At 41.5% G+C, this 16,511-nt stretch carries 16 protein-coding genes and 1 pseudogene; 5 read left to right on the top strand and 12 right to left on the bottom strand.

The features are described 5' to 3' along the window. Positions 1-5: 5 nt before the first annotated feature. The 4 genes from NMG48_RS16675 to NMG48_RS16660 all read right to left on the bottom strand — a co-directional run bounded on the left by NMG48_RS16675 (position 6) and on the right by NMG48_RS16660 (position 2,890). Positions 6-734 (bottom strand): Uma2 family endonuclease, encoded by a 729-nt coding sequence (locus NMG48_RS16675; RefSeq protein ID WP_271252584.1) that lies wholly within the window; start codon positions 732-734, stop codon positions 6-8. Between the two features lie 54 nt (positions 735-788). Then, a complete protein-coding gene (locus NMG48_RS16670; protein ID WP_271252583.1) occupies positions 789-1,619 on the bottom strand; it encodes an inositol monophosphatase family protein in 831 nt (276 codons plus the stop codon). A gap of 59 nt (positions 1,620-1,678) precedes the next feature. Continuing rightward, positions 1,679-2,524 carry a pentapeptide repeat-containing protein gene (locus NMG48_RS16665; RefSeq protein WP_271252582.1) on the bottom strand — a complete coding sequence of 282 codons (846 nt, stop codon included), beginning with the start codon at positions 2,522-2,524 and terminating at the stop codon, positions 1,679-1,681. Positions 2,525-2,656: 132 nt separating this feature from the next. Continuing rightward, positions 2,657-2,890: a gas vesicle protein GvpG gene (locus tag NMG48_RS16660; RefSeq protein WP_271252581.1), complete on the bottom strand. Its 234-nt coding sequence runs from the start codon at positions 2,888-2,890 to the stop codon at positions 2,657-2,659. Between the two features lie 89 nt (positions 2,891-2,979). On the opposite strand from NMG48_RS16660, the gene NMG48_RS16655 reads away from it, so the two are divergent. Beyond that, positions 2,980-4,092, top strand: a complete 1,113-nt coding sequence (locus tag NMG48_RS16655) for a quinone-dependent dihydroorotate dehydrogenase (protein WP_271252580.1) — start codon at positions 2,980-2,982, stop codon at positions 4,090-4,092. Positions 4,093-4,211: 119 nt separating this feature from the next. Here the strand turns inward: NMG48_RS16655 and dut are convergent, their stop codons facing one another. The 5 genes from dut to NMG48_RS16630 form a co-directional block, all read right to left on the bottom strand. Then, positions 4,212-4,649, bottom strand: coding sequence for a dUTP diphosphatase (gene dut, locus NMG48_RS16650; protein ID WP_271252579.1), 438 nt, complete (start codon positions 4,647-4,649; stop codon positions 4,212-4,214). Between the two features lie 98 nt (positions 4,650-4,747). Beyond that, a complete protein-coding gene (locus NMG48_RS16645; RefSeq protein ID WP_271252578.1) occupies positions 4,748-6,499 on the bottom strand; it encodes a serine/threonine protein kinase in 1,752 nt (583 codons plus the stop codon). Positions 6,500-6,545: 46 nt separating this feature from the next. Then, a complete protein-coding gene (locus tag NMG48_RS16640) occupies positions 6,546-7,067 on the bottom strand; it encodes a DUF4330 domain-containing protein (RefSeq protein ID WP_271252577.1) in 522 nt (173 codons plus the stop codon). 132 nt (positions 7,068-7,199) lie between these two features. Then, positions 7,200-7,829, bottom strand: coding sequence for a DUF2059 domain-containing protein (locus NMG48_RS16635; RefSeq protein ID WP_271252576.1), 630 nt, complete (start codon positions 7,827-7,829; stop codon positions 7,200-7,202). Between the two features lie 51 nt (positions 7,830-7,880). Beyond that, positions 7,881-8,501: a cofactor assembly of complex C subunit B gene (locus NMG48_RS16630; protein ID WP_271252575.1), complete on the bottom strand. Its 621-nt coding sequence runs from the start codon at positions 8,499-8,501 to the stop codon at positions 7,881-7,883. Positions 8,502-8,746: 245 nt separating this feature from the next. On the opposite strand from NMG48_RS16630, the gene lhgO reads away from it, so the two are divergent. Then, a complete protein-coding gene (gene lhgO / locus NMG48_RS16625) occupies positions 8,747-9,928 on the top strand; it encodes an L-2-hydroxyglutarate oxidase (protein WP_271252574.1) in 1,182 nt (393 codons plus the stop codon). A 126-nt stretch (positions 9,929-10,054) separates the two neighbouring features. Here lhgO and NMG48_RS16620 read toward each other — a convergent pair whose 3' ends face one another. Both NMG48_RS16620 and NMG48_RS16615 read right to left on the bottom strand, forming a co-directional pair. Further along, positions 10,055-11,431 carry a tetratricopeptide repeat protein gene (locus NMG48_RS16620; protein ID WP_271252573.1) on the bottom strand — a complete coding sequence of 459 codons (1,377 nt, stop codon included), beginning with the start codon at positions 11,429-11,431 and terminating at the stop codon, positions 10,055-10,057. A 9-nt stretch (positions 11,432-11,440) separates the two neighbouring features. After that, positions 11,441-12,880: an ATP-binding protein gene (locus NMG48_RS16615; protein WP_271252572.1), complete on the bottom strand. Its 1,440-nt coding sequence runs from the start codon at positions 12,878-12,880 to the stop codon at positions 11,441-11,443. Between the two features lie 196 nt (positions 12,881-13,076). Between NMG48_RS16615 and NMG48_RS16610 the strand changes: the two genes are divergently transcribed. After that, entirely contained in the window at positions 13,077-14,039 is a 963-nt protein-coding gene (locus NMG48_RS16610; protein WP_271252571.1) for an XDD3 family exosortase-dependent surface protein, read from the top strand. A gap of 265 nt (positions 14,040-14,304) precedes the next feature. On the opposite strand, the pseudogene NMG48_RS21845 reads toward NMG48_RS16610, so the two are convergent. Then, a pseudogene (locus NMG48_RS21845) lies at positions 14,305-14,427 on the bottom strand (IS1 family transposase); the annotation flags it as partial. Between NMG48_RS21845 and NMG48_RS16605 the strand changes: the two are divergent. Next, complete coding sequence (locus NMG48_RS16605; RefSeq protein ID WP_271252570.1) at positions 14,416-15,015, top strand: hypothetical protein; 600 nt, start codon at positions 14,416-14,418, stop codon at positions 15,013-15,015. The pseudogene NMG48_RS21845 and the gene NMG48_RS16605 sit on opposite strands and share 12 nt — an antisense overlap. Positions 15,016-15,218: 203 nt before the next feature. Further along, positions 15,219-16,442 (top strand): DUF790 family protein, encoded by a 1,224-nt coding sequence (locus tag NMG48_RS16600; protein WP_271252569.1) that lies wholly within the window; start codon positions 15,219-15,221, stop codon positions 16,440-16,442. The last annotated feature ends 69 nt before the right edge of the window (positions 16,443-16,511 follow it).

Below are 16,511 nucleotides of genomic sequence, written 5' to 3'. Positions count from 1 at the left end.
CTAAATTAAATTGCATCAGGATCTACGCCTATTGACCGTAAATAAGCTGCTAATTTTTCCTTTTGTTGCCGTTCTTTAGCAGCCATGATTTCAGCATTAACTGCTCTCTCATTAGCAGTCAAGTAGCGATCGCCTGAAGCGTTATACCAATAGAGCCATTCACGCTGCCAAGCAATATGTTCTCCCTGTTCATAACCGAGAGCTAAATCAATTTCTGGTAGCCAAACGCGATTATTCTCAATGGGTAAAAGTTCATATTTACCAGAAATTAGTCGATAAACTTCCAATCTCTGCCTATTTTTAAATCTTCCTCTACGTCCACTTAAGGGATTGTAAATCGCATAGTAGGGAATACCTAATGCTTGGTAATCGACTAACTTGTCCTCATATTCACTGTTATAGCGTTCAGAGACAACCTCTAGGGCAAAGATCGGCATAATGTTCTGCTCTTCCCACAGCACATAACTAAGCCTTCCTCTTTCCCCCGTATCATGCTTTACTCCAATTGCCAAAAACCCATCAGGCACGATCGCAGGTTCATCAGGATTATAGTAAATACCCATATCTACGCCAAAGTACCAATCATCACGATCTGCCCAAATAGAGGCTAATAAACTTAGCAGTAAATTGGGGATGTCATTCTGTAACTGGTTATCCACAGGCGTTTCGTCAGATGATGGCAATTCTTCAGCAGTAGGAAGAATCCGATTAGTTGGATAAGTGAGGTTAACCATAGCTTGTACAAGCGCGGTATTAAGTTATCGCAATTCTAACAGATTGCACAATATCTAGGCAGTAGGGTGGGCAATGCCCACTCTACTGCCTACTATTTCCTGAGCCATTGGCAAGAGTTCAGCATGGCTCACTACTAAAGTTGGAAAATTGCGGCTACTATAGTCTTTTCCAAGTTCTAATGGAAAGATATTTTGAGAAGCTTCTAGGGGAACCCAGATTGCACCGATCGCTTTCAATATCACCCATACAGCCGCGATATCCCAAATCTTTGGAGTAGCTTCCACTGCACCAATAGTGGAACCGATCGCAACAGTTAAAATGTTATAGCTCGCGACACCTAACATCCGTAATTTGAAAGGGAACTTCGATCTGCCCATTTTTTCGAGACTGCGGGAACAGGCGCTAAAGAAGTAATTACTGAGGGCATCAGGATCGGGTGAAGTTTCAGGTAAGTGAATCGGCTGGTCGTTGAAAAAAGCGGCTGAACCATTTTCATCTGACCAACCGTAAATATTTTGATGTAATGGCGGTATGGCAACATAGCCAAATACAGGCGTACCATAATGCAATAAGCCTAGAGAAATTCCCCAAATTGGAATTCCGCGTGCAAAGTTAGTTGTACCATCGAGAGGATCGACTACCCAAGCCCATTCGCAATCGGGCAAAATTTGCGTTGATTCTTCTGTTAAAACACCAAATTCAGGAAATTCTTTTTCTAATGCTGATTTGATATAGGCATCCGCCCAGCGATCGCTTTTGGTGACAAGGCTACCGTCATCCTTAGCGATCGCCACTCGCGCCTGTTCAAAATCGGCAAGCAAGCGATCGCCTACTTGTTGAGTTAGTTCTTGGATAAAGGGAAGAATTGATGGCAAGTTATTCATTATTGATTTTTATGATTAGGTTCATCTTTAAAGATATACACCGCATGTCTTTAAGATGTTTAAGTCCAGATAATACCTGATAAATTTGCCTCTTGGGTTTGCATTGCATCGGTGACAGCATCGGCAAGTTTAGCCTTACTTAAATTCGCCTTGTAAAAATTGACACGGGTGAGATCAGAACCTTGTAAATTCGCGCTAGTTAAGTCAGATTCGCTCAAATCAGCATCACAGAGGCTTGCCCCATATAGACTGGCAAAAGTTAAATCCACTTCTGAAATAGTTGCCTTATTCAAATTTGCACCATTGAGACTACAGCGACTCATATCCGCCCGTTGTAATATTGCCTCAATGAGGTTAGCGCCAAACAAACGGGCATCCCTGAGCATAGCCTCACTGAGATCTGCACGATTTAGCTTGGTTTTGCCCATATTTGCTCCAATCAGCTTGGCACGGGGTAGTTTTGCCTTACTCAAAATAGCTTTATATAAATTCACACCATATAGCTTTGCCTCACTGAGATTTGCTTCACTGAGGTCAGCTTCCCCTAAATCAGCACCACTAAAATTTGCACTAATGAGCGTAGCGCGATAAAGCTTTGCCCCATTGAGGTCTGCCCCATTGAGTTTAGCATTGCTTAAGTTTGCGCCATAGAGACTGGATTCACTGAGATTCGCTCCACTGAGATCGGCATGGCTTAAATCAATTCCATTCATATCAGTTTTGCTAAGATTGACTCCCGCAAAGTTGCGGCGACCTGAATGGTAGCTGTTGATTAGTTCACTGACTTCCATAAGTTTTTCAAGAGATAAATTGCGTTGACGTGAGTTATATAACGCCATTTGCGCGGCGCGAAGCGCCGCGCAAATGGCGAAAAATGGTAAAAACCGCTTAGCGATTTTTACCATTTTTCGCTTTCGCCGAACTAACGTTTCGTTAAGTAATAACACATGTAATAGGTAGCTGGGAGCAATTAGTTGTGTTCCCGCCTTCGGCGGGAACACAACCATCTACTTCACTAGATTGGTATACGCTATATGTTATTGCTCTTGTTCTTTCTCATCCATTTCTGCTTCCATTGCTTCTAAAATCTCTTGTTCCTGCGCCATAAAATCTTCTTCACTAATATCACCAAGATCGAAGCGAAGCTGTAAAGTGGTAAGCCGTTTTTGAAGATTTTCAGTTTTTTCTAATTCTGTAGTTGCCCGTTCTTCGATTTGTTCTGCAATCCAGAGTAAACCATCAAGCGGTGCTGTCAGTAGTTGCCATACCATAGGAAAATGTACTCTCTGCTATGAAATTTAATTGTGAAATTTAGTATGTCTTGTCAATCAGAACATACTAATGATGAAACTCGTAATCTATGCTAAACCTTGCTTATCAATATGGGGTACGTCCCCTTCTATTTTCGCTCAATCCTGAAGCTGCCCATCATCTAGCGATCGCCTCTTGTCGTCGCATTAGTGAATCCTCAATACTCCAAGCGATCGCCAAGTCCACCTTTTACTATAGCGATGCACGGCTATCACAAACCCTATGGAACTTAAAATTTGATAATCCTGTAGGTTTAGCCGCAGGTTTTGATAAAAATGCTGAAGCGATCGGGGCATGGGAAAATCTAGGCTTTGGTTTTGCAGAAGTAGGGACAATTACTGCAAAGGGACAGTCAGGCAACCCCCAACCAAGATTATTTCGCTTACCGAGCGATCGCGCCGTACTAAATCGCATGGGCTTCAATAATCGTGGTGCAGCCGCTACAGCGATCGACCTCCAAAATTATTTAGCAAATCATAAACTTAGCATTCCCCTCGGTATTAATCTCGGTAAGTCCAAAGTTACCGAACTTGCCGATGCGAAATTTGACTATGCCGAAAGTTTGCGATCGCTCTATGAGTTCGGCGATTACTTTGTGGTTAATGTGAGTTCACCCAATACGCCCAATTTACGGGATCTACAAGCTACTGAGCAGTTATGCGGAATTCTGGCGGAATTACAACCAATTAATAGTGCGAATAAACCCATTCTCGTAAAAATTGCCCCTGACTTGAATGACGCGGACATTATCGAAGTTGTTAAAGCTAGTCAGTCCTATGGTGTGGCTGGAATCATCGCCACGAATACAACGATTTCTCGCCAAAATCTCACAACTACACATCTGTCAATGACAGGTAAACCTGTGACTGAAGAGGCAGGCGGCATCAGTGGTCAGCCTGTACGTGATCGCTCTTTGGCAGTCATTAATCTCATCTGGAAAACCACAAATGGTAATTTGCCGATCATTGGTGTAGGCGGCATTTTTACAGCAGAGGATGCTTGGCAAAAGATTACGGCTGGTGCGGCGATCGTGCAGGTTTACACAGGTTTAATTTATGAAGGACCTTTAGTCGTTAAGCAGATTTTGCAAGGCTTAGTAGCTAACCTAGATGCTCATGGTTTAGATAACATTCAACAAGCGATCGGTTTAGCGCACAAATGAAGACAAGGGGCTAAAGCCCCTTGTCTTCATTTGTGCCATAGAATTGCGTTTAAAAATCCAGAAGCATAGACCCTTAAATTACCTGATTCTGGGGGAACCATGTAAAAATTAGCAAAAACTTAAGTTAGACCTGTACTACCAAATCCACCAGATCCGCGATCGCTTGTTCCTAATTCTCCCTCGATATATTGAGCTTGAATTACTGGTTTCAAGACCAACTGAGCGATTTTTTGTCCCTTAGCAAAGGTATAGGCTTTCTTACCCAAATTAATCACAATTACTTGAATTTCGCCACGATAGCCCGCATCAACAGTACCAGGGGAATTAAGAACGGCAATACCATGTTTGAGCGCTAATCCACTTTTAGGGCGCACTTGGATCTCATAACCAAGGGGAATATCTACGGCTAAACCCGTGGGAATAGCGGCGCGATCGCCTTGTTGCAGAGTGACTTCAACGACGGAATAGACATCAGCCCCAGCATCGCCAATATGGGCATAGCTGGGAACCTGTGCATCAGGATGTAGCTTTTGGAATTTAATTTCTACGGTTTGCATGAATTTAAGGTAGTGCTAAATGATTAGCCCAGTGAAAGATTAGACATTGCGGCGCGAAGCGCCGCAATGTCTAATCTTTCACTGGGAAGGGGGTAGAACTAAAAAGTATTGGGATTTTTAGGGGTAGAGATGGGTTGCCGTGGTTCGGGTGCGGGTTCGATAGGATTAGGAACTGGCGATGGCGATCGCGTTGGTTCAGTAGAACTAGGAGTGGGTGAAGGAGGGAATCTTGGGGATTCCGTAGCTCTAGGACTATTGGAAGGATCAGCTGATGGGCTAATTGTGGGTGATTCTGTAGGTGTAGCTGTGGCGCTAGGTTTGACTGTAGGTGTTGATGTGGGCGTTTTGGTTGGTGTTGGTTGTGGTTTAGGGGTAACTTTGCGAGTTACCTCTAGATTGTAGGTAGTTTCTTGAGAGCTAGTAGTTTTGATCTTGATGTAGTAAGTTCCAGATTTGGGCAATTTACCTTCCCAATACCCTGTTTTATTATCTTTAGCTGCATTATCTAAGCTGACCTGATCTGCACTTTCAATGGTCATTTGCAAATTGTCGCCATTGGTAAGAGATACGGTCAAAAAGTCGTCTCTTTCTCCAGTAAGGCGAACATTCACAATTTTACCTGCCACAATCTTATCGCTAATAGATTTGCGATTTATGCCTTCGTTATCATTGAGATCAAGCTTGATATTAGTAACAGTTGGATCGCTTGCGGCGCTAGTTGGCGAAGTAATTGCTGTTTCCGTCGGATTGGGTGTAAGACGATTGCGACTAAAAAAGAAGGAAGTAACTGCCCATGAGCCAATCCCTGCAACTAAAATGATCAGAACTCCGACAAACCAGTTCACACCACCACCATTACTAGATTCATTAACGCGATTGGGGTTGCTAGCTCCATAATTGGCAGGATTGCGGTTATTTGCTCCCGCCACTACAGTTCTTTGCGGAATTGTCGCTGCAACATTCGATGGTACTGCCCGCCCGACTGCATAGGTCTTTGCCCCTGAGAAAGAAGCTTGGGCAACCTGTAGAGCCTGCATCACCTCATCTGCCGATCGATAGCGGTTGGTGGGTTTGTAGCTCAGCATTTGATTGATTACTCTCGCAAAGGCAGGGTTAACATTGGTAAACTGTTGCCAATTCCACGCCAGATTGATGCTATCAAATAGTTCTGAGGGTTCCCTTCCCGTCATTAACACGATGGAAGTTACCGCAAGGGCATAGAGATCGCTATTGGCATAGGCATTGCCCGACTGTAATTGTTCTGGTGGTGCATAGCCTGCTTTACCTGCCACTGTTGATGCAGGTATACCCATTTGGGAATTGAGTTTGGCATTAGTTTCTTGGACAACGCCAAAATCAATTAGCACAGGTAAATTGTCCTGCGATCGCAACATCAGGTTTTCAGGAGAAATATCGCGGTGAATGATGTTGTGACTATGCAGATAGCTCAACACTGGCAAAAGCTGCTGCATCAAGGCAAAAATTTCATTTTCGGAAAAGGTTTGACCTGCTTTTAATCGCTCAAGGAGCAAATTGCGATAATTTTTACCTTCTACATAGTCTTGAACTAGGAGTAGCCTTCCCTCTGACTCAAAGGTAGCGCGAAACTCTGGTACTTGGGGATGGCGAATTTGATATAGTACCGTAGCTTCACGCCGAAACAATTCCTTCGCTTTTTCGGATACCTCTAGGGAATCTTGGGGAGGAATAAATTCTTTGAGAACACAGGTTTCGTTAAAGCGCTCTAGGTCTTGCGCTAGATAAGTGCGCCCCATACCACCCTGTCCAATCGTTGAGCGGATAGCATAGCGACCTTTAAGAACAAAACCTTGGGGGAATGGGGGTTGCATTGTTATGTAATTAGTAATCGGTAATTCGTAATTCGTAATTAAAAAATCAATACCTTACTGCCATTGCGCTACCACGAATCAAATATTTGGGGCCTTCAATATCAATGGATGTGCCAACCTTGACCTTTTCATTACCAAATACAACACCATCATTGGTGACTCTAGCGGTAGCTTCAAGGGTGAGGGCTAGGTCAGACTGGGATGTGGACACCGCACGGGGATCATCAAATAAAACTGGAGAACCATCGGCTTTGGCGGCAACAACTTGAGGGGTGGAGATGCTGACTTTTTTAATGGTGACTTCGCCCCGTGGCTGGTTACGAATGATGATATTTACTTTGTCGCCAATCTTGATCAGATTTTGGGGATTAGTTGCACTCAAACCACGTACATTCATGTCTACTTGGACAGTTTTGTTTTCGGCAGATAACATTTGGGCGATCGAACTGCCGCTATTACCGGGGACAACGAATAAGCCGATGAGGACGATCAGGATTGTGGCGATCGCGCCGATGTCCAAAATGCTAAATTTGCCAAATAAACGACCTTGCCGATCTAAAATTGCCATGCGTATTTGCTGAATGTAACGGTTGAAATAGGTTTAAAGGTTAAAAAATTGCGAAGGCGAGTAAACGCCGTCAGCATTACAGTATAAGCGTAAATTGAATTGGTTCAGACATACAAAGTAGGTTTACAAAGTTCACTTTGCCTTTGGTAAAGCGTTCAATAGCTCTTCAGTAATGATTTCGGTCATGATGCTTGATAGTTTGGGCAACAGGATATCGTTAGTGCGGCTCATCGAATCAACTGCAATCTGTGGCAAGACACTAATTGCTTTTTTACCTGTTGAGGATTTGTAAAAACCAATGATATCGCGCAGTTCTGACTCCGTAAAATACTTGTCATAGATAGGATAGGAAACTTGCTCCACCAACTGATTGAGATCAATCTTTTTCAGTACGCGATCGCGATATTTGATCGCCATCCGCGACACGATGTCATTAAATTGTTTCTGTACTTCGGGGCGATCATTACCTAGAGCAGGTACGGTTTTCAAAATTGTTGATACTAGCTTTGGTAATTCTGCCCGTACCATCGCGTCCATAATTTGGTTGGCATTTTTACTTGATTCAGTAATTTCCAACAGTTCTTTAATCAATTCACGCTTTTCTGATGAAATTACAGGTGAGACTGATTCGGTTGGCTTCTTTGTTTCACTACTCTCTTGCGGAACTTGAGCGATCGCCTTATTTAAGCTTAATGATGGCAGTAGTGCCGCAGTTGTCAGTAATGCAGAAATGGTAATGGTTGCAAAAATACGATTTAGCATGGTTGTAGTAAGTAGATGGTGTTTATGTTGGATTGTTGCAAACTAACCCAACTACTGAGATTTGTCGAGATTGTAAGCAAGTTTATCGGCGATCGCTGTTACCCAATTTTCATCCTGTTTTGTATAACTACGGGGGGCATTAGCGCCTAATACCATGACTCCTTTTTCGCCCAGAGGTTGCACGATTACGCCCTGAGTATTTTCGGGTAAATAGTCAAACTCCACTCGTCCAGGATAAAGCTCTAATTTGACCAGATATACAGGCTTTTGGGTTTTCATCACCCTTTGCGCGATCGTGCCAATATTGACTTGTTTGCTTTTGCCTAAAATCCCTCTACGGAGGATAGTTTGGCGATCGTAATAAACAGTGACCACTTTGGTAACTGTGTTAGTTAGCAAAATATGCGAAGCCCAAGCTAATTCTGTCTTAACTGCCTCTGACAACTTTTCTTCAATTTCAAAACCTTCTTCCCCTACTAAAGTTACGGCATCGGGTGGTTTTGGTTGTACTTGCTGCCATAGCAAACCAATCAAAATCAAAACTGCGCTTAATAAAATTCCCAAGGCATCAGCCCGTGACTGACTAGAGGTAAGATTTGCCGTCACCATCCGATTAGCTAATAGCGCCAATCCACCCACTATCCCCACAACAAGGGGCAAATATCGAATCATTGTTACTCCTAATCAACTCCTAAAAACCTAAAATGGATCACTCTGTCATAATGCTGAGTTTGTTGGTAACGCTTAAAGGTAAAGTTTTGAAAGACATTAATTTGAAAGAAATTAGCCTGTAGTTAATCGTTTAATAGCATTTAAGTAGCAGAATCAAAAGCTGTGGCGCACGCGCAGCGTACGTCACAGCTTTTAGCTACTTAAATGGCTAAGGCAACACAAGACTAAGCAAAGAGGAATGTATCATGTATGACTTCATTATTATAGGTGGTGGAATTGTTGGTCTTGCAACGGCAATGACTTTGAGTCAGCAACATCCTCATGCCAAACTGTTGATTTTAGAAAAAGAAAACCAATGGTCGCTACACCAAACAGGCAATAATAGCGGGGTGATTCATTCTGGTATTTACTATAAACCAGATAGTTTTAAAGCTAAATTCTGTCGTGATGGTAATACCTCTATGACGGCGTTTTGCCAGAAATATGATATTGCTCACGAAATATGTGGCAAGGTAATTGTCGCGACCCATCCCCAAGAGTTGCAGTTACTTGAAAATCTGTATCAACGGGGTCTTGCCAATGGACTTAAAGTAACAAAAATCAGTGCTGAAGAAGTTAGAGAAATTGAACCCTATGTAAATTGTGTTGCGGGGCTACGTGTATTTTCTACAGGGATTGTCAACTACCGCCAAGTATGTACCAAGCTAGTCGAACTAATTCAGGATAAAGGGGCTGAAATCTTACTCAATGCTCAAGTTACACAGATCAGAGATATTTCTGGAGGCAAAGAGATTGTTACAAATGCAGGAACTTTTGTAACTCGAATGCTGATCAATTGTGGTGGACTACAAAGCGATCGCCTAGCCAAATTAGATCATGTTGATCCACAGGCACAAATTATTCCTTTTCGTGGCGAATATTACGAGTTAAAGCCAGAAAAGCGCTACTTAGTAAAAACTCTTATTTATCCTGTTCCTAATCCTAATTTTCCTTTTTTAGGTGTTCATTTTACCAAAATGATTGATGGTACTGTCCATGCTGGACCAAATGCCGTCCTTAGCCTCAAACGTGAGGGATATCAAAAAATGGATTTTGATTTTCAAGATGCTGCCGAAATTTTTTCCTATTCTGGATTTTGGAAGCTAGCATCAAAGTATTCGAGAGATGGTATTCAAGAAATCATTCGTTCTTTTAGTAAAGCTGCATTTGTCCATAGTCTTCAGCAACTAATTCCTGAAGTAAAAGCAGAGGATTTAGTCCCAACGCATTCAGGTGTACGTGCCCAAGCCCTCAAACCGAATGGACAATTAGTTGATGATTTTTTAATCATTAAAGATCGAAATTCTGTCCATATTTGTAATGCCCCATCTCCCGCAGCTACTTCTTCCTTAGAAATTGGTAAAGCGATCGTGAAGGAAATCACTTAAACCATAGATATATTCCATCAATATTTTGCAAAATTAGTAGTTTTAATTTCACTTAATAGGTGAGGATGGGCGGCGCTTCGCGCCGCCCATCCTCACCACAATAAATCCTTTCTTTTTTAGGATTATCTAATTTGCTAAGCCAAATATTTGTTTAATTGTTACTTCCATTGCAAGCCTTCCATTAACACTACGCCAAGGGGGCATCATGAGAAGACCTTTGATCACTAAAACAATTCCCCATGCCTTGTACCAAAACTCATTACGTCCCCAATAGGCATTGGCGATCGCCATTGTCACTAGTCCCTTATCTTCTAAAGAATCGGATTTTGCCATAAACAACTTAGCCCTATTGAGATAGAAATCTGATTGCTCTTTATTTTTTAGAAAACAATGACAATTGAATATATTCACTACAATTAAGGCAATTCGTTCTTGACTATCAGTTTTCTGTAATATCTCCAATGATTTCTCAAAGTATGAAAGAGCTTCCTGATAGCGATGCAATTTATAACAATAAATTACACCCAAGTTATTGAGAGTGCAGCTCTCGTAAAACTTATCACCAAATTCACGGACAATACTCAAAGCTTCTTTAGCATAGCAAAGAGCTTGATCATATTTTCTGAGCATACTGTAGCATTGACCCAAATCTTCTAAGGCAAAGTATCTACCACGCTTATCATTGGTTTTGTCGCAAATATCCAGTTGCTGTTGGATAAATATCAATACTTGATCGTATTGACCACGATCAAAATATGCTCTTCTAACATTGGTAAGACAGAAGCTTTCCATTTCTGGATCTTGAAGTTCTTGAGCAATCCCTAACGATTCTTGCAGATAATTCAATCCGTTTTGATGATAATTTTGTTTGTTTCGAGTCAGCCCAAAATTATATAGAGCACATCCCAAACTAGTCAAAGCATAACCTTCTTGTTTTCGATCGCCTATTTTACGAGCAATATCTAACTGTTGCTGAAACAAGGCGATCGCCTCAGAATAATTCTGTCTCATATGTTGGATATCACCCAAACCACCGATCGCTTGTGCTTCTGTTTTGCGGTTATTGACTTGACGAGAGAGTTGTAGTTGCTGTTGATAATAACCCCAAGATTTATCAAAATCACTGAGATTATAAAAAGCTCGTCCCAATCCATTCAGACAGACCAAATCTTGCTCTGGACTTACCTTTCCCAAAAGATCTTGATATAGCCCAATCTGTTCTCGATAGTATCCCCAAATTCTTAACTGATCGTGTAATTCCTTTGATATTGGGCAAAATGATAGAATCTGTCCTGCCTTTTGCCATTCTGACATTTCGCAAAGATGATGAAAAGCTTGTAAATAGCGATCCACTCTTTCGAGATTTTTTGCTTGCTCTGGTGGCTCATCCTCAACGGTCAAGAAATAGGCGATCGCATTATAAGCATTAAGGCGATCGAGAGGAACAAGCCTTGTATCAATTTCTAAAGCAGCATAAAGTTTCTGTCCTGCGGTCAAATTCATAATGAGCCTCTATCCAAATTCGGCAAATAACTCTTGACGATGTTCTAGAGCCACACTCCGAATCAAGTTGTGCATTCCTAGAAGGCGGCGATCATTATGGTTAATGGATGTCTCCACTAAAAAACGTCCAAACAAATCCTCTAATACTTGTAGTTGTCGCTCTTTACTATAAACCTCATTCCTTAAGCGTTGGATATAGCTATCTAGCTGCAATAACCAACCACTCTCCTGCACAGGACGACGATAGATTGCTGCTACACAAATCAAGAGATAGGCATCTGCATTTTGTCGTTTCAACCGTTTAAAAACCTCATCGAGCCTACGCCGATAAACCTTCATCCAAATTCTACGTGTCAATTTATGTAATTTCCAATCATCATTCGCACTTTCTAATTTAGCCCCCGCCTCAGCTTCAGCCAAATGCTTTTCAACTAACTCGATTTCCTCTCCTACATTTCCCCAAAAAGCACGAGCATTACTAGCAAAAGACTCAACGATTTCGCCACTCAATACTCTGAGCATCAATGGATGTCCATGATATATTTTTCCGATTCGCATCAAGATTGGTCTATCTGCTGATGTCAAACTCATGTCCAAACCAACTTTCTCAAATAGAGCAACTTGTTCATCATCAAGTAACCCATGCAAAATCTCACGATGATAGATATTAGGATAGCGCGAAGCTAAACTTTGGATTTTAGTTGGAAGATCTTGAGAAGTGATAATCAATGTGCTTTGAGAAGAGGCGATCGCTAAAAAATATGCAAAAAATTTTGTCCACCATTCATCCTCAAAATCCCCCCAGCCATCTTCATTTTCGGTTAATAGTGCTTCTAGAGAGTCAACTAAAACTAGAATACGCTCCTCTCGCAACTGATTCATCAATCTCTTTAATATTGCCATTGGTTGTTTATCTTCGAGTAATAGACTCTCACCTAATTCTTCTAACCAACGACTTGCTACTCCCACAAAGTCCCTTGGATGATCATCGCTATCAAAATTCACCCGCAAAATTTTGCCAAATCGTGATTGAATGTCATCAGCAATTTTTTCAGCTAAAGCCGTCTTCCCAATCCCCGTAATCCCTAGTAATAGAAGTAATCGACAGTTATTACGAATTTTCTTGGTTAAGTCGCTCACTAATTTTTTGCGCCCCACCCAGCGATCATCATAAACACTCCAATCGGCAATCGCTACAGGTAAAAGCTCAAAAATTGTGTCCCACTTTTCACGCCAGTTCGGGATCTTTAACACATCACAGTAAGTCTCAGCAGTCTCTCGCTTTACCCCGTCACCATTGTAGAAATTGGTAAAAGTCTGGCGACGAATACATTTTCTATGTATTTCGCAAAACCAATTAATTGAATCGTAGTCTTTTAATGCTTCTTTAACTAGCTGATGTCCGATTTTTGTTAGTCTAAAAAGCTTTTGCCTGTTTCTTACCGTCACTCGTCTATACCTATTAACCGACTATTTTCACTTAGCTGTATATTTCAGCACAAATTGATGTAACTAAGCAAATCATAAATGACTAGCTGTTAAGCGTGCAATCAACCGCACAAATAACGTACAAATCAGGATGGTTTTCTAGTGACTTAAGGGATTTTTAGATCGTATATTCTCAATATTTACTGAGTAAATAAAAATGAGAAGATTTACAAGTTTATATACAATGGGCAAATGGCTAATTAAGCCGCTCATTTTACTAGGAACTCTAAATGTAGGGTTTACTCTTTTAAAATCAGATAGTGTCAACGCTGGGAATCTTTACAACAATTGGAACTATGCATCTGACCCAAGCTATGACAGTCTCGCTGTTGGGAATTCTAGTATATTTAATCTCGGTGGAACAGCAGTCAAAGTAGATAACAGCTATGTTTGGGTTGCCATCAATGGAAATCTTCCCATCAATGGCTTATTTACAGGGCCATATTATGGAGGTTATCAAGTTTCTAATCAAAACATTGGATATGGTGATTTTTTCTTTGATTTTGGTAATAGCAACTTTGTGAACGCTAGCAATTCATCAAGTCTATTTGCGATTAAGTTTGCAGCAAACAATGACTCTGCTGCTGCCGCGCTAGGCATCTATGCTAATGTTCGAGCAAAAAGTGTCGTAGGCTCAAATGCGGGTTACTGGAATCCAGATTCTAACCGTAACACAGTAAAAGCTAGAACAGGTCTTGATCCAACAACTGGTGAATTTGCTTGGAATGACCCTTACTATAGCTATCCATCCAGTAGTTTCTTTTATCCGAATGTGATTGCTTCGGGCAATAAAATTGGTGATATCAATCTACTCAATGCTTCAGAATTAGCAAATGCAGGTTTTGAAGGAAGTAATTTCGGATTTTCCGGAAGTAATACATTTGGATTTAAATTTGATCGAAATTTAGTTCCAGATGGTAATTATGTTGCTACTTTAATTTTGGAGTGTCTCAATGATATGACTGGATTAAGAGGCTCTAAAATGCCTCCAGAAGTTATTGTCAATCCTCCTATTGATTCTAAGCCAGCACCTGTCCCCGGAATGCTGATTGGTATGTTTGTAGCCTCAGGTGTTTTAGGGAAACGTGCTTTCAAGAAAAAAGCTGCTAAGGCTAGCTAAAAGAACTAAAGTACTGTCAGCATAAAAAAGAATGACCGCTATTTAATCAAGTTAAGTAGGGTCATTCTTTTTTTGACAAATCTCAATACATAATCCCTTTTTACCTAAAGATTAAGTACTTGGGCGCAATTAAATATAAAACCCAAAAAGCTGTGGCGCATGCTGCGCGTGCACCACAGCTTTTTGGGTTTTAATTATGACCAGCTACTTAGATGTTATGGAGCCAATAAGTTAGAGGTGTGCGGCGAAGTCGGGCACTGGTCAGTTAACCCGTGAGAGAAGTAAAGCCTCGTAATGAGAGCAACTCCAACATGGAAAGCGGACGATGATATAGACCAATCGCCATAGCTGGAGTCTTATTCTTGCCTAAGCCCGCATGAGGTCTTACCCCTTTTTAGGACGACTGCGACGGGAAGTTGAGACTGTCAAACAATTGTATCCCAACGCGCATTATCAAGGTTTAGCCGATGGTGCTCCCGAAAACTGGGCTTTTCTGAATACTGTAACCGATACCCAAACATTGGACTTTTACCATGCCACCCAGTACTTAGACAAAGCAGCTAAGGCGATTTATCCACGCGATGAACAGGCTCAAAAAGCTTGGATGGATAATCGTTGTCACAGCCTTAAACATGAAGTTGGTGCAGCATCAAGGATACTCACAGAAATGCAAACTATTCAACCCAAGCGTGTTTCTCAATCGATTCTTCAAGGGCTTCAAGATGCTATTACTTATTTTCGCAATCATCATCACCAGATGCTCTATATTGAAGCCATTTCCTCCAATCTACCCATCGGCTCGGGGATCACCGAAGCTGCTTGCAAAGTTATTATCAAGGCTCGACTGGGCTGTTCTGGCATGAAATGGAAAGATTGGGGTGCTTCTGTAGTTTTGAGCCTTAGATCTTTGTCTTATACCAAGGGGCGTTGGCAGCAATTCTGGTCTAAAATCAATCGTTATGGTTTCTCTCTCTAATTGCTACATCAAATTTTGGTCACACCCTTTATTTTAACCCTCACTCCTTTACTGACCAGTGCCGCGAAGTCGCACACCTCTAACTTATTGGCTTAGGTTTCTAGAGTTTCTAGATTTGGTAGCTTTAGAAGATATTTAATATAGAATCTGAATTCATGATTATAAATATGCTGCTTTCACATTAGAGTTTCCATAAAATATCTATGCTCCCTAGCGATCTCTTGATGCACCGAATGAATGGCGAAACTGTCATTCCCAAAAGATTGAAATTGGATGATCAGCATCAGGCGATCGCTACGGAATTAATTGCTATTTTTGAAAGTTGCAAGGGGCAGCCTCAGAGTGAACTCGATCGCCAATTGCAAGAACTAGAAGGTGACACGCCCGATTATCGCGTGAAGAGGGGATTAGCGCATATTCTCAAATCCAGCTTTAGCACCTTTGAAATTATTAGTCCATTAGAACCGCAGGAATTGCGCCGCCGCGTCTTTGAACTTTCGGCTCAAGTCATTCCTAGTCAACAAGCTACTAGCGAAATGTTAGCAAAGCTTGCAGATAAGCTCACTCAAGAACTTAATCGCGAAGTGCTACCTTCTCAAATCACCCAAGGACTTTATGCAGATCTCATGGAGAATCGGATTCTAACGCAATTTGATACGCCAACTACTGAAGACCTCATCCATCGCTATAATCTCTCGCAAGTACAAGGTATTTTTTATCGCGCTAGTCACATGACGCTGAATGTGCATCGCAATGACCCTGGGGAATATAAGCTGCTCTTTCGCTATCTCAAGCTATTTCAATTAATGTCCTATATCGAAGGGGATGTGGATTATGGCTTTACGATTACTGTGGATGGTGCGACCAGTTTATTTGGCACAAGTACACGCTATGGACTAGCGATCGCTAAGCTTCTCCCTGCTTTACTCCATGTCACAAAATGGAGTCTGCAAGCCACGCTCGTTGAAAAAGATACCTATTCTAAACAAAAGCGTAAAGGTTTATTTACCCTTGATTCGGAATGTGGGTTAGTTAGCCATTATCCTGCGGGGAAAATGTATGATAGTGCGCTTGAGGCATCCTTTGCGGAGAAATGGGCAGATTTAAAAACGGAGTGGAAATTAGAAAGAGAAGTGGATTTAATTCCGATTCCTGGAAGCGTGATGATTCCTGATTTTCGGTTAGTGCATCCTGACGGACGCAGTTATTTATTAGAGATTGTTGGCTATTGGCGACCTGAATATTTACGTAAAAAGTTTTCGCAAGTACGACAGGCTAATTGTGAAAATTTGATTTTGGCAATTTCCGAGCGGCTAAATCTCGAAAAAGCGGGTGTGAAGGTAAGCGATACTCCAGCATTAACAGTTTGGTTCAAAGACAAGCTGTTACCAAAGTCAGTTTTGCAAGTAATTCCATCAGAAAGCTAGCCTAAATCAAAGAAAACAATTTTTTGCTGGATTTTGCCTATTTCTAGTCATAAATGACAGGTGACAGAT

It is taken from the genome of Pseudanabaena sp. Chao 1811, assembly GCF_027942295.1.
Classification (GTDB): Bacteria; Cyanobacteriota; Cyanobacteriia; order Pseudanabaenales; family Pseudanabaenaceae; genus Pseudanabaena.
This window is presented reverse-complemented; position numbering and strand designations above follow the sequence as displayed.